Genomic DNA, 13,745 nt, shown 5'->3' on the forward strand with positions numbered 1-13,745 from the left:
CGTGGAGCTCCGAACCGGGACGTCCGACCTGCGACTGGCCGTGCCCGTCGCCGTCACGTGGATCCAGGCCGTCCTGCTCGTCGGGGTGCCCGACACCGCGTGGTGGTGCGCCGCGGGCGCCACTGCCACCGGTCTGGTCGCCGTCCTCGTGCTCGTGGTGGGGCAGCGACGTGCGCCGGCGGTGTTGTCCGCGGTGCTCGGCGCGATGGCGGTCGCCGCGGCCTGCTGCGCGCTGGTGGCGGTCGCGGTGGGCGTGCGTGCCCCGTCCCGGTCGCCCGAGGTGCTCGAGGACCGGGACCGTCGGACGGCGACCGTCGAGGTCGTGCTCACCCGCGACCTCGCCACCACCGACCGGTCCACCACGGGCACCCTCCGCAGGCTGGACGACACCGGGGGTCTCCGGGTGCCCGTGCGGCTCGTGCCCGCCGCGTCCGGCACGACCCCGTGGGCCGCCGCGGCGGGGACGGTCATCGTCGGTCGCGGGACGGTCGAAGCGGACGACGACGGCGCACCGACCGCCGCCGTGGTGTTCCTCCGTGGCACCCCGACGACCCGTCCGCCGGGCGGGCTGCTCGCAGCGACCGACCGGGCCCGGCAGGCGTTCGTCGCGGCGACCGACGGCCTGCCGGAACCGGGCGGAGCACTCCTCCGCGGGCTCGCGATCGGGGACCGCAGCGGGCTCGACCCGGCGACCGCGGCAGCGATGGAGACGACCGCGCTGACCCACCTGACCGCGGTGTCCGGCTCGAACTGCGCGGTCGTCGTCGCACTCGTGGTGGCGGTGGGGCGGGGGATCGGCCTGCCCAGGTCGCTCCGCGCGGTCGGGGCCGTCGGCTTCCTCGTCGCCTTCGTGGTGCTCGTGCGGCCGGACCCCTCGATCCTCCGCGCGGCCGTCATGGCGGTCGTCGTCCTGCTCGTCCGGCTCTCCGGGCGGCCGCTGCGCGGTGTGCCGCTCCTGGCGCTCACGGTGCTCGGCATGCTCGTCGCCGACCCCTGGTACGCGCGGACCCCCGCGTTCGCGCTGTCGGTGCTCGCGACGGCCGGCATCCTCGGCCTGGCGCCGAGGCTCACCGAGGTGCTCGGACGGCGTCTGTGGAAGCCGGTCGCGGCGGCCGTGGCGCTGCCGGTCGCCGCGCAGCTCGCGTGCTGGCCGGTCACGGTCGTCCTGGCGCCGACGGTGCCCACCTACGCGGTCCCGGCGAACCTGCTGACCGAACCGCTCGCTCCGGTGGTCACCGTCACCGGGCTCGCCGCGTGCCTGCTCGCCCCCGTCTGGCCGTGGGGAGCCGCGGTGGTGGCCCAGGTCGCCTGGGCACCCGCGGCGGCGATCGGTGCCGTTGCACACGGAGCGGCAGCCCTGCCCGGGGCGTCGCTGGGCTGGCCCGCCGGTGCGGGTGGCGCTGCGGCGGCCACCGTGGTCAGCGGCGCGCTGGGTGGGGCCGTGCTCGCGCCGGAGCGCCTCCGCGTGCGGTGGCTCGTGGTCTCGGGCGCCGTCCTGGTGCTGGGACTCGGCGCCGTCGCCGTCCCGCGGATGGTCGTCCGCGGCACGGTCCCGACCGACTGGTCCGTCGCCGCGTGCGACGTCGGGCAGGGCGACGCGGTCCTCGTCCGCGACGGCTCCGGTCCGGTCGCGCTAGTCGACACCGGGGACGACGAGGAACTGCTCCTGCGCTGCCTCGACCTGCTCGACGTGGACCGGATCGACCTGCTCGTGCTCACGCACTTCGATCGCGACCACGTCGGCGCCGTGGGCGCGGTGGTCGACCGCACCGCCCGAGCGCTCGTCGGACCCGTCGGCCGTGCCGAGGACGACCGGGTGGTCGCGAGCCTCGAACGGGCGGGCGTCGAGGTGCGGGCCGCCGACGACGGGACCTCCGGCACGCTGGGCATGCTGCGCTGGCGGGTGGTCTGGCCGCGCGCCGAGGCGTCGGACGCGGGCAACGACGCCAGCGTGGTCCTCGAGACCGCGGCCGGCCCCTCGTGCGGCACGTGCGTGACGGGCGTGTTCCTGGGTGACCTCGGAGCGCGTGCACAGCGCCGCTTGCGCCCGCTCGTCGAGTCGCACCCGGACGTCGTCAAGGTCGCGCACCACGGCTCCGCCGACCAGGACCCGGCGCTCTACCGACAGCTCGCGGCGCCCGTCGGGTTGATCGGGGTCGGCGCCGACAACACCTACGGGCACCCGACGGCGTCGGCGCTCGCGATGCTGCGGGCCGCCGGCACGACGGCGTTCCGGACGGACATGCAGGGCACGATCGTCGTCTCCCGGGGACCCCAGGGTGCGGTGCACGTGTGGACCGAGCGCACGTCGCCGGATGCGTCCTCGGCGGCTCCGTCGTCGGGTGCACCGTCACCGACGGGACCGTCGGCGGCGGCCCGTAGGATCGGTGCAGGCCCGGACCCGCTCGACCCGGTGCCGACGGAAGGAACGCATGCCCGCCAAGAAGTCCACGCGCGCCGCCGCCAAGATCGACCAGGTCCCCTGGTCCGGCGTCCGTCCCGCACCCGTCGTGCTCGTCACCGGTCCGGAGCAGTTCCTCGCGGAGCGCGCCAGCAGCGTCCTCCGTGACCTGCTCGTGGGCGAGGACCCCGCGCTCGAGGTCCACGACCTCGAGGCGGACCAGTACGCACCCGGGCTCCTCGCGACGCTCGCGAGCCCGTCGCTCTTCGGCGAGCCGCGCCTCGTCCGGGTGACGAACGTCGAGAAGTGCACCGACGCCTTCATCACCGAGACCATCTCGTACCTGCAGGCGCCGGCGGACGACGTCACGCTCGTGCTGCGGCACGGCGGCGGCATGCGGGGAAAGAAGCTCCTCGACACGATCCGCAGCGGGGTCGGCGGCGGGGTCGAGGTGCAGTGCGACGAGCTGAAGCGCGACACCGACAAGATCGACTTCGTGAACGCGGAGTTCCGCGCGGCCCGTCGGAAGATCGCACCGTCCGCGGTCCGCACCCTGGTCGCGGCGTTCTCGGACGACCTGGCCGAGCTCGCAGCGGCGTGCCGGCAGCTGCTCGCGGACGAGGCCGAGGAGATCACCGACCGCGTCGTCGACAAGTACTACGGCGGTCGCGTGGAGACGAACGCGTTCAAGGTCGCCGACATCGCCCTCGCGGGACGGTCGGCGCCGGCGATCGTCGAACTGCGGCACGCACTGGCGACGGGCGAGGCCCCGGTGCCGATCGTCGCCGCCTTCGCGAGCAAGATCCGCACGATGGCGAAGGTCAGCGCCTTCCGCGGCCCCAGCGGTCAGGCGGCGTCCGCACTCGGCATGGCGCCCTGGCAGGTGCAACGGGCGCAGCGCGACGTCGCGGGGTGGACCGAGGCGGGGCTGGCGAACGCGATCACGAGCATCGCCGCAGCGGACACCGCGGTGAAGGGCGGCTCGCGCGACGCGCACTACGCACTCGAGGTGATGGTCCGCACCATCGCCCGACGCGGAGAGGACCGCTGAGGCGGGTCGCGCCTCCCGGCGGTTCGACGCGAGCGCCGCGCGGGTCGATGCCGTACGCGCGTGCTCCGGCTGTGCGCCCCGGAACGACGAGAGCCCCGCACCAGCGGTGCGGGGCTCTCGTGGAGGTGTCAGACGCTCAGAGCGCGGAGACCTTCTTGGCGATGGCCGACTTGCGGTTCGCCGCCTGGTTCTTGTGGATGACGCCCTTGCTGACGGCCTTGTCGAGCTTCTTCGACGCGAGGGCGAGGGCCGCGGTGGCCTTGTCCTTGTCGCCGGTGGCAACGGCCTCGTTCGTGTGACGGATGACCGTCTTGAGCTCCGAGCGGTAGGCCTTGTTGCGCTCCTGGGCCTTGAGGTTCGTCTTGATGCGCTTCATCTGCGACTTGATGTTCGCCATGCGTGTTGCTCCTTGTTCGTCTGCTACGGGTGGTCGCGACCTCTGGGTAGAGGGGCCCTCGGTCGCATCGCGTTCCACCCGTGGGCGGGGAACGCGGAAGCCAGCCACCGACTCTACCAGCACGAGCCCGCACCGACAACGCAGCGCAACGCCGTGGCGCCGCACCGTGACAGCCGGTGCACGGTGACCGCCGGACGCACCGCGGCGCCCGGGCGCCCCGAAACCGCCCCGCAACACGGAGCGGCTACCGTGACGACGTGCCCTCCCTCGCCCCGCGCATCGACACCGTCCCCACCTCCGGCATACGCCGCGTGTACGAGCAGGCAGCCCTGCTGCAGTCGGACGGCACCGACGTCGCGATGCTCGTGATCGGTGAGCCCGACGTGCCCGTCGCTCCGCACATCGGGGAAGCCGCGCGCCGGGCCTGGACCGAGGACCGGACCGACTACACGCCCAACGGCGGGATCGCCCCGCTCCGCACGGCGCTCCGCGACAAGCTCCGCCGTGAGAACCGCATCGACGTCGACCTCGAGCAGGTCTGGGTGACGGTGGGTGCGACGCAGGCGCTCTTCCAGGCGATGACGCTCGTGCTGAGCCCCGGCGACGAGGTCCTCGTGCCGGACCCCGGCTACACGACCTTCACGATGAACGCGCACATCATCGGCGCGACCCCGGTGCCGTACCGGCTCGAGCCGCAGCACGACTTCGAGCCCGACCTCGAGGCGGTCGAGGCGAGCATCACGGAGCGCACCCGCGCGATCGTCGTGAACTCGCCCTCGAACCCGCTGGGCTCCGTCTTCGGGGAGGACACCCTCCGCGCCCTGCTCGCCCTCGCGAAGCGGCACGACCTCTGGATCATCAGCGACGAGGTCTACGAGTACTTCACGCACGGCAGCCGCCACGTCAGCATCGCCTCGCTCGACGAGGACGACCGCGTCTTCACCGCCTTCTCACTGAGCAAGACCTACGCCATGACCGGGGTCCGGGTCGGGTACCTCGTGACGCCGAAGGGCCTCGGCCCGACGATGCGCACGGTCCAGGAGGCGATGATCAGCTGCGTCGCGGAGCCGGACCAGTGGGCCGCCCTCGCGGCGGTCGTCGGGGACCACCAGGCGGTGCAGGACGCCCGGGAGCACTACCGCGTGAACCTCGCCGTGGCGAAGGAGGTCCTCGACGCCGCCGGCATCCGGTACCTCGACCCGCGTGGTGCCTTCTACCTGTGGGTGGACGTCTCCCACGCGACCGGCGGTGACGTCGCCGAGTGGGCCCTCGCCCTCCTGCACCGCGAGCACGTTGCGGTCGCGCCGGGCAGCGCGTTCGGTCGGTCCGGCGAGGGCTGGATCCGCGTCTGCCTCGCGGCCACACCGGAGGACCTCCGCCGTGGCCTCGGCGCGCTGCCGGCGCCCGTCGCTGCGTCCGTCTGACGGACGCGGCCTGCGCCGGCGGCGGGGCCGACGTGTCACCCGCGGCCCGGAGGCCCGGACCGGACCGGACCGGCCCGGACCGGAGGCACGGTGCCGGCCCGACTCGCGCCCCCCGTCCGTCCTGCACGCGAGGTGCGCGACCGTACCGTCTCCACAGGTCGGCGCGCGGTGCGCGCCGCCGACGCCCGGGCGTGGGACAATCGTTCGACCGTCCCGACCCCTGAGGAACCGTGAGCCCACAAGCATCCGCGCCGCTCGAGCCCGCCGCGACCCCGGCCGAGGCGATCCGCAACTTCTGCATCATCGCGCACATCGACCACGGCAAGTCCACGCTGGCCGACCGCATGCTGCAGATCACCGGCATCGTCGAGGAGCGGGCGATGCGCGCGCAGTACCTCGACCGCATGGACATCGAGCGCGAGCGCGGCATCACGATCAAGTCGCAGGCCGTCCGCATGCCGTGGGAGCTCGACGGGAAGACCTTCGCGCTGAACATGATCGACACCCCCGGTCACGTGGACTTCTCGTACGAGGTGTCGCGGTCCCTCGCGGCGTGCGAGGGCGCGATCCTGCTCGTCGACGCGGCACAGGGCATCGAGGCCCAGACGCTCGCCAACCTGTACCTGGCACTCGAGAACGACCTCGAGATCATCCCGGTCCTCAACAAGATCGACCTGCCGGCGGCCGACCCGGACAAGTACGCGGCCGAGCTCGCGCAGCTGATCGGCGGCAAGCCGGAGGACGTGCTCCGGGTGTCCGGCAAGACCGGGGTCGGCGTCCCCGAGCTGCTCGACCGGGTCGTCGGTACGGTCCCCGCCCCGGTCGGCACCGTGGACGCCGAGCCCCGCGCGATGATCTTCGACTCCGTGTACGACAGCTACCGCGGTGTGGTCACCTACGTGCGCATGATCGACGGCACGATCAAGCCGCGCGAGAAGATCCAGATGATGTCGACGCGCACCACGCACGAGATCCTCGAGATCGGCGTCTCCAGCCCCGAGCCGAAGCCGACGAAGGGGCTCTCCGTCGGCGAGGTCGGCTACCTGATCACCGGCGTGAAGGACGTGCGGCAGTCCAAGGTCGGCGACACCGTCACGAGCGCGCAGCGCCCCGCGACCGAGGCGCTGCCGGGCTACACCGACCCGAAGCCGATGGTCTTCTCCGGGCTGTACCCGATCGACGGTTCGGACTACCCGGACCTGCGCGAGGCGCTCGACAAGCTCAAGCTGTCCGACGCGGCCCTGGTCTACGAGCCCGAGACCTCCGTCGCGCTCGGCTTCGGCTTCCGCTGTGGCTTCCTCGGCCTGCTGCACCTCGAGATCATCACCGAGCGGCTCTCGCGCGAGTTCGGCCTCGACCTCATCACGACGGCGCCCAGCGTCGTCTACGAGGTCACGAACGAGGACAACTCGGTCACCGAGGTCACCAACCCGTCCGAGTTCCCCGGCGGTCGCATCGTCGAGGTCCGTGAGCCGATGGTCCGCGCGGCCATCCTCGCGCCGAAGGACTACGTCGGCGCGATCATGGAGCTCTGCCAGTCGCGTCGCGGCTCCCTGCTCGGCATGGAGTACCTGGGCGAGGACCGCGTCGAGATCCGCTACGAGATGCCGCTCGGCGAGATCGTCTTCGACTTCTTCGACCAGCTGAAGAGCAAGACGCAGGGCTACGCGTCGCTCGACTACGAGCCCACCGGCGACCAGGCGGCGGACCTCGTCAAGGTCGACATCCTGCTGCAGGGCGAGCAGGTCGACGCGTTCAGCGCGATCGTGCACCGCGACAAGGCCTACGCGTACGGCACGCTCATGACCGAGCGGCTGCGCAAGCTCATCCCGCGCCAGCAGTTCGAGGTACCGATCCAGGCCGCCATCGGTGCACGCATCATCGCGCGCGAGAGCATCCGCGCCATGCGCAAGGACGTCCTGGCGAAGTGCTACGGCGGTGACATCACCCGCAAGCGCAAGCTCCTCGAGAAGCAGAAGGAGGGCAAGAAGCGCATGAAGATGGTCGGCCGGGTCGAGGTCCCGCAGGAAGCCTTCATCGCCGCCCTCTCGGGGGACGTCGAGGAGAAGAAGAAGTAGCAGCAACGCCCCGCCCCGTGCGGGGCGTCGCCGCTCGTCCGCGATCGGCGCTCGGCACGGCGCGGTCGGTGTCGCCGGTACGATGGGCGGCATGAGTTCCCGCGGCAGCTACCGGACCGCCCTGACCTACGGCGCCGTCGGTGCCACGCAGGCGGCGGACCTCATGACGTACCCGCCGGAGGGCTTCACCCCGGCGGAGTCCCGGGCACGGATCGGTCACGGCGACGCGCGCTTCGAGACCGCGGTCACGCAGGCCCTGACGTGGCAGATCCAGGAGCGCAGCGGTGTCCGCGTGCACGTCGAGGACCAGCCCGACGACGACGAGGTCCGCTACAACCCGGTGACGTTCGACGAGCACGGCGTCCCGGTCGCGCCCGCCTCGATCGGCACGCCCCGTGTCGAGAAGTTCGCCGCCGACGGTACGCCGTTGCTGACGGCGGGCACGACGGCGACGCTCGAGATGCACGCCTTCGGGCAGACGGTCCACGCGCCGGTCCGCGTCGTGTCGATCATCGACGAGGCCGACCGCAAGGGCTTCGCCTACGGCACGCTCGAGGGGCACCCGCTCTCGGGCGAGGAGTCGTTCGTGGTCGAGCGGACGAGCGACGGATCGGTCTGGTTGCAGGTCCGGCAGTTCTCGCAGCCAGCGTCTCGCAAGTGGGCGCTCGTGGCACCGCTCCTGCGGCGGCAGCAGCGCGTGATGGCGGCCAAGTACCTGGCGGCGCTCCGCGGCGACTGACCGGGCACGGCCGCAGCGAGGTCCCGGAAGAACGCGGCCGGACGCCGGAGCCGCAGCGCTCAGCGCAGGGGCTGCAGTGCGGCGATCGTCTCCTCGAGCACACCGGCGTCCTGGAGACAGTCCCGCGCGACGCACACCGCGCTCGTGCCGCGCAGCGCGTCGACGTCGTAGACCCCGGTCGCGACGGCCGCGAACGGGATGCCCACGGCGTCGGCCGCCTCGCCGTCCCGCGGAGTGTCCCCGACGATGACGGCGCGGGTGCCGGCCAGTGCCGCAGCGGCCCGCGACGTGACCCCGGTGCGCTCGACCTCCTCGTCACCGAAGTACGAGTGCTCCCAGTCGAAGGCGTCGACGTCGAACCCGGCTCCGGCGAGCTTGACCCGTGCCCGGTGCGCCGAGTTCCCGGTGAGCAGGCCGTTCCGCCACCCGAGCTCGGCGAACCGGCGCACCAGCGCGATCGCGCCCGGTGCGGGGGAGCGGCGCTCACCGCGGCCGTACCGCTCGTCGGTCAGGTCGCGCAGGTGACGGCTCACGGTGGGGATGAGGGCGTCGTCGAGGTCGTGCGCGCGAACGTGCTCGGCGATGAGCCCGGCGTCGGTGCGGCCGTGCTGGTGCCCGACCATCAGCACGAGGTCACGGCCGACGGCGCGCTCGAGCGCCAGGTGGTAGAGGTTGCCCGGCGACGCGGCGTTCAACACGAGGGTGCCGTCGATGTCCCACAGCACCGTGGTGGGGACGGTGTGGTGCTCCATGCCTCCATCATGGCCGACAATGGAGTCCATGCCGAGTGCTCTCCCGCTCGCCGACCCCGCACCCGCGGACGGCCTCCTCACCCCCGGTCCCGGCGCCGGCGACGTCCCCTTCGGGGTCTACGTGCACGTGCCCTTCTGCCGGGTGCGCTGCGGCTACTGCGACTTCAACACGTACACGGCGTCGGAGCTGCGTGGCGTGCGGCGCGACGACTACGCCGGGCACGCCGTGCAGGAGATCCGCTGGGCGGCGGAGGTGCTCGAGCGCTCAGGGGTCCCGCGCCGTCCCGTCTCGACGGTGTTCTTCGGCGGGGGCACGCCGACCATGCTGCCGGCCGACGACCTCGTGATGATCCTCCGCGCGATCGACGACACCTGGGGGATCGTCCCCGGGGCCGAGGTCACGACCGAGGCCAACCCGGACTCCGTCGACGCCGAGTCGATCGCGACCCTGCAGCGCGGCGGCTTCACGCGCATGAGCTACGGGATGCAGTCGGCGGTGCCGCACGTCCTCGCCACCCTCGACCGGACGCACGACCCCGAGCGCGTGCCGTTGGTGGTCGACCTGGCGAAGCAGCAGGGTCTCGACGTCAGCCTGGACCTCATCTACTCGACCCCGGGGGAGTCGCTCGCCGACTGGCGCACCTCGCTCGACGCCGCACTGGCCTGTGCACCGGACCACGTCTCCGCGTACTCGCTCATCGTCGAGGAGGGCACGGCGATGGGTCGGATGGTCGCGCGCGGTGAGCTGCCGGCCCCGGACGACGACCTGGCCGCGGACATGTACGAGCTCGCCGACCGGACCCTCGCCGACGCCGGGTACTCCTGGTACGAGGTGTCGAACTGGGCTCGCACCGACGGGGCGGACGGCCCCGCGACCCACGCGAGCCGGCACAACCTGTCCTACTGGAAGGGCCACGACTGGTGGGGCGTCGGCCCGGGCGCGCACTCGGCGGTCGCCGGCACCCGCTGGTGGAACGTCAAGCACCCGGCCGCGTACGCGAACCGGGTGCTGTCGGGGGATTCGCCGGCCGCCGGGCGCGAGACCCTGGACGCGGACACGCGGTACGTCGAGCGCGTGCTCCTCGCGGCGCGGGTCCGCGGCGAGCTCGCCACCGCGGAACTCGGCAAGGAGGCCCGTGGCCGTGTCGCCGGTCTCATCGCCCGAGGGCTCGTGGACGGATCGGCCGCGGTGCGGGGGCGGATCGAGCTGACGCTGCAGGGCCGGCTGCTCGCGGACGCGGTCGTCCGCGAGCTGCTCGACTGACCTCCGCCCGAGCGGCCTACTGCTTGATGAACTCGATCGTGAGCGGGTAGCGGTAGAAGTCGCCGCGGTTCGCCGCGATCGCCGCGATGATCGCGAACACGATCACGAGCACCCCGATGATCGGGAGCAGCACGAACCCGATCAGGACGATGGTGAGCAGGCCCGCCACCAGGTAGGCGATCGCCATCGTGATGTGGAAGTTCAGTGCCTGGCGGGTGTGCTCCTTGACGAACTGCCCGCGGTCGCGCAGCACCAGGTAGGCGATGACCGGCACGACGAGGCTGAAGAAGATGCCGCCGATGTGGGTCAGCGTGGCCCAGAGACGTTGGTCCTCCGGGGACATCGGCTGGGGCGGCGTGTAACCGGCCGGGTACTGCGGTCCCTGCGGGTTCCGGGGTCCTCCCGGCTGCTGGCCGTAGGGGCCGTCCTGCGGGCCGCCTTGTTGCTGTCCGTAGCTCATGCGGTGAGCGTACCGGGAGGGGCCGCTCCGGTGCCGGACGGTCGGTGGTCGGGCGTAGGATCAGCAGTCGACACGTCCGAGTGCCAGCATCGAACGGAAGGGGTCCGGATGGTCAGCGAACGCTCCCTCGAGGTCCTCAAGGCGATCGTGCGGGACTACGTCGCCTCACGCGAGCCCGTCGGCTCGAAGACCATCGTTGAGCGCCACGCTTTCGGGGTGAGCGCTGCGACGATCCGCAACGACATGGCGCAGCTCGAGGACGAGCAGCTCATCGCGGCACCGCACACGTCCTCCGGTCGGGTGCCGACGGACAAGGGGTACCGCGTCTTCGTCGACCACCTCGCCGCCGCCCGGCCGCTGTCGAGCGCGCAGCGGCACGCGATCGAGACCTTCCTCGGGGCGCCGAACGACCTCGACGAGGTCCTCGGGCGCACGGTCCGCCTGCTCAGCCAGCTCACGAACCAGGTCGCGCTCGTGCAGTACCCGTCGATGGTGCGCGCCCGCGTGCAGCACGTCGAGCTGGTCCGGCTCGGTGACACCCGGCTCATGGTCGTCCTCATCACCGACACCGCCCGCGTCGAGCAGCGGGTCGTCGAGACGGACGTCCCCCTGGGAGAGGACGCGCTCACGGAGCTGCGCGCCGTCGTGAACGGTGCGAGCGTCGGGCTCCTGCTGCAGGACGTCCCGCGGGCCCTCCGCGCGGTGCCGCAGCAGCTGCGTCCTGACGCGCAGACGCTCGGCGGCGTCGTCGTCGCGACGCTCATCGAGCAGGTCGCCGCCAACCGACAGGACCGTCTGGTGATGGCCGGCGCGGCGAACCTGGCGAAGAGTGAGCGGGACTTCTCCGGCGGTCTGTTCCCCGTGCTCGAGGCGATCGAGGAACAGGTGACCCTGCTCCGGTTGTTCGGCGAGATGCAGGTCGACGACGTGGCCGTCGCCGCGAGCATCGGCGTGGAGAACGCCGAGTACGGTCTCGACGCGACGAGCATCGTCGCCGGCGGGTACCTCGCCGGCGGGGGAGCGGTCGCCCGTCTGGGCGTCCTCGGCCCGACCCGCATGGACTACGGCACGAACATGGCCGCCGTGCGGGCCGTCGCTCGGTACCTGTCCAAGCTGCTGGGTGAACATTGACCGGGCCGCACGCCCGGCGCGAGCGGCACCGCGGACGTGGTCCGTGCCTCCAGACCGACCCGCGGCGACCGCCGCGATCCACCGACCGAACCGAAACCGACTGAGGGATACGTGGCAGACCACTACGACGTCCTCGGCGTCCAGCCGGACGCCTCCGATGCCGACATCAAGAAGGCCTACCGACGCCTGGCGCGCGAGCTGCACCCGGACGTCAACCCGAGCCCCGACGCAGCCGAGCGCTTCAAGGACGTCACGCACGCGTACGACGTGCTGAGCGACCCGGAGCAGCGGCGCCGGTACGACGCCGGACCGCAGGCCGACAGTCCCTTCGGCGGCGGTGCGGGCGGCTTCAGTGACATCTTCGACGCCTTCTTCGGTGGCGGTGGTGGCGGCGGACGCGGCAACGGTCCGCGGAGCCGAGCCGAGCGTGGGCAGGACGCCCTGCTCCGCATCGAGGTCGACCTGGACGAGGTCGTCTTCGGCACCCACAAGGACGTCGAGGTCGACACCGCCGTCGTCTGCGAGACCTGCAACGGGTCCTGCTGCGCACCCGGCACGAGCCCGCGCACCTGCGACATCTGCGGCGGCTCCGGCCACATCCAGCGCCAGGTCCGCTCGCTGCTCGGCAACGTCGTCACCAGCGCCCCTTGCGGCACGTGCCGCGGCTACGGCACCGTCATCCCGAACCCGTGCCCGACCTGCCAGGGGCAGGGTCGCGTCCGCGCCCGGCGGACGATCCCCGTCGACGTCCCCGCGGGCGTCGAGACCGGCCTCCGCCTGCAGATGCCGGGCCAGGGCGAGGTCGGCCCGGCCGGCGGTCCCTCCGGTGACCTGTACCTCGAGGTGAAGGTGCGGCACCACGACGTCTTCAGCCGCGACGGCGACGACCTGCTCGCGACGCTCGAGGTCCAGATGACCGACGCGATCCTCGGTACCCAGACGACGATCGACGGCCTCGACGGTCCGGTCGAGCTCGAGATCCGACCGGGTGTGCAGAGCGCCGACGTCCTGGTCATCAAGGACCGCGGCGTCACGAAGCTCCGCGGCAACGGCCGCGGCGACCTCCGGGTCGGGGTGCAGGTCGTGACCCCGACGAAGCTCTCGCACAAGGAGCGCCAGCTCGTCGAGCAGCTCGCCAAGTCGCACAAGGCGGGCGGGCCGCAGCTCGCACGCTTCCAGCAGGGCATGTTCGGCAAGCTCCGCGACCGGTTCTTCAACTTCTGATGGCATCGCTGTACCTCGTCGGCCCCGGCGCCCTCGACGGCGTCGGGACCGGTGACGCGGTCTCGCTCGACGGCGCGGAGGGCCGCCACGCCGTGTCGGTGGCGCGGGTCCGCGTCGGCGAGACGCTGCGCCTCTCCGACGGTCGGGGCACGGTCGTCTCCGGCCCGGTCGCGTCGACCGGCAAGGACACGCTGACCCTGACGGTCGACGACGTCGCCGTCGAGGCGGAGCCGCGTCCCGCGCTCGTGCTCGTGCAGGCCCTCGCGAAGGGTGGTCGTGACGAGATGGCGGTGCAGGCGGCCACCGAGATCGGGGTCGACCGCATCGTCCCGTGGTCGGCCGCGCGGAGCGTCTCGCGGTGGGACGGCGCGAAGGTCGAGAAGGGTCGCGCTCGGTGGGCCGCGATCGCGCAGGAGGCGGCGAAGCAGGCCGTCCGCTCGCGCGTGCCGTCCGTGCAGGCGCCGGTGACGACGGCGCAGCTCGCCGCCGGTGCCGGCACCGGGGGTACGGCAGTCGACCGGGAGGCGCGGCGCGCGCTGGTCGTGCTGGACCCGGTCGGACCGGTGCGGCTCTCCGCCTGGGAACCGCCGGCAGACGTCGAGGAGATCGTCCTGGTGGTCGGGCCCGAGGGCGGCATCGACGGCTCGGAGTTCGACCGGCTCGAGGCGGCCGGTGCCGTCCGGGTACGGCTCGGGGACACCGTGCTCCGCACCTCGACCGCTGGTCCCGCGGCGCTGGCGGTCCTGCAGACCCGCCTGGGCCGCTGGTAGTGCCGGGAGGCGTGACCGCGGCGCTGGTGGACACGGTGCGCGGTGCGGTTCCGC

General features: G+C 72.6%; 12 protein-coding genes. 9 read left to right on the top strand and 3 right to left on the bottom strand.

Features of this window, described 5'->3' with window-relative positions; genetic code table 11:
• The first annotated feature begins 1 nt into the window (after position 1).
• Positions 2 to 2,569 carry a ComEC/Rec2 family competence protein gene (locus DEJ22_RS06330; protein ID WP_111225828.1) on the top strand — a complete coding sequence of 856 codons (2,568 nt, stop codon included), beginning with the start codon at positions 2 to 4 and terminating at the stop codon, positions 2,567 to 2,569.
• Entirely contained in the window at positions 2,469 to 3,452 is a 984-nt protein-coding gene (gene holA, locus DEJ22_RS06335; RefSeq protein ID WP_258379549.1) for a DNA polymerase III subunit delta, read from the top strand. Before DEJ22_RS06330 ends, holA begins: the two co-directional genes overlap by 101 nt.
• Positions 3,453 to 3,588: 136 nt before the next feature.
• On the opposite strand, the gene rpsT is transcribed toward holA, so the two are convergent.
• Complete coding sequence (gene rpsT / locus DEJ22_RS06340) at positions 3,589 to 3,849, bottom strand: 30S ribosomal protein S20 (RefSeq protein WP_111225830.1); 261 nt, start codon at positions 3,847 to 3,849, stop codon at positions 3,589 to 3,591.
• 257 nt (positions 3,850 to 4,106) lie between these two features.
• Here rpsT and DEJ22_RS06345 point away from each other — a divergent pair, with 257 nt between their 5' ends.
• The 3 genes from DEJ22_RS06345 to DEJ22_RS06355 all read left to right on the top strand — a co-directional run bounded on the left by DEJ22_RS06345 (position 4,107) and on the right by DEJ22_RS06355 (position 8,090).
• Positions 4,107 to 5,273 (top strand): pyridoxal phosphate-dependent aminotransferase, encoded by a 1,167-nt coding sequence (locus tag DEJ22_RS06345; RefSeq protein WP_111225831.1) that lies wholly within the window; start codon positions 4,107 to 4,109, stop codon positions 5,271 to 5,273.
• A 230-nt stretch (positions 5,274 to 5,503) separates the two neighbouring features.
• Positions 5,504 to 7,351, top strand: coding sequence for a translation elongation factor 4 (gene lepA / locus DEJ22_RS06350; protein ID WP_111225832.1), 1,848 nt, complete (start codon positions 5,504 to 5,506; stop codon positions 7,349 to 7,351).
• Positions 7,352 to 7,442: 91 nt separating this feature from the next.
• A complete protein-coding gene (locus DEJ22_RS06355; protein WP_111225833.1) occupies positions 7,443 to 8,090 on the top strand; it encodes a DUF1990 domain-containing protein in 648 nt (215 codons plus the stop codon).
• Between the two features lie 59 nt (positions 8,091 to 8,149).
• On the opposite strand, the gene DEJ22_RS06360 is transcribed toward DEJ22_RS06355, so the two are convergent.
• Entirely contained in the window at positions 8,150 to 8,842 is a 693-nt protein-coding gene (locus DEJ22_RS06360; RefSeq protein WP_111225834.1) for an HAD family hydrolase, read from the bottom strand.
• A 28-nt stretch (positions 8,843 to 8,870) separates the two neighbouring features.
• On the opposite strand from DEJ22_RS06360, the gene hemW reads away from it, so the two are divergent.
• Positions 8,871 to 10,106, top strand: coding sequence for a radical SAM family heme chaperone HemW (gene hemW, locus DEJ22_RS06365; RefSeq protein ID WP_111226373.1), 1,236 nt, complete (start codon positions 8,871 to 8,873; stop codon positions 10,104 to 10,106).
• A gap of 16 nt (positions 10,107 to 10,122) precedes the next feature.
• On the opposite strand, the gene DEJ22_RS06370 is transcribed toward hemW, so the two are convergent.
• Complete coding sequence (locus DEJ22_RS06370; protein ID WP_258379503.1) at positions 10,123 to 10,566, bottom strand: DUF4870 domain-containing protein; 444 nt, start codon at positions 10,564 to 10,566, stop codon at positions 10,123 to 10,125.
• A gap of 108 nt (positions 10,567 to 10,674) precedes the next feature.
• Between DEJ22_RS06370 and hrcA the strand changes: the two genes are divergently transcribed.
• From hrcA to DEJ22_RS06385, 3 genes are all read left to right on the top strand, one after another.
• Positions 10,675 to 11,697, top strand: a complete 1,023-nt coding sequence (hrcA, locus tag DEJ22_RS06375; protein ID WP_111225836.1) for a heat-inducible transcriptional repressor HrcA — start codon at positions 10,675 to 10,677, stop codon at positions 11,695 to 11,697.
• A gap of 111 nt (positions 11,698 to 11,808) precedes the next feature.
• Positions 11,809 to 12,921: a molecular chaperone DnaJ gene (gene dnaJ, locus DEJ22_RS06380; RefSeq protein ID WP_111225837.1), complete on the top strand. Its 1,113-nt coding sequence runs from the start codon at positions 11,809 to 11,811 to the stop codon at positions 12,919 to 12,921.
• Positions 12,921 to 13,691, top strand: a complete 771-nt coding sequence (locus DEJ22_RS06385; protein ID WP_111225838.1) for a 16S rRNA (uracil(1498)-N(3))-methyltransferase — start codon at positions 12,921 to 12,923, stop codon at positions 13,689 to 13,691. Before dnaJ ends, DEJ22_RS06385 begins: the two co-directional genes overlap by 1 nt.
• The last annotated feature ends 54 nt before the right edge of the window (positions 13,692 to 13,745 follow it).

The sequence above is a fragment of the Curtobacterium sp. MCSS17_007 genome (assembly GCF_003234175.2).
Taxonomy (GTDB): Bacteria; Actinomycetota; Actinomycetes; order Actinomycetales; family Microbacteriaceae; genus Curtobacterium.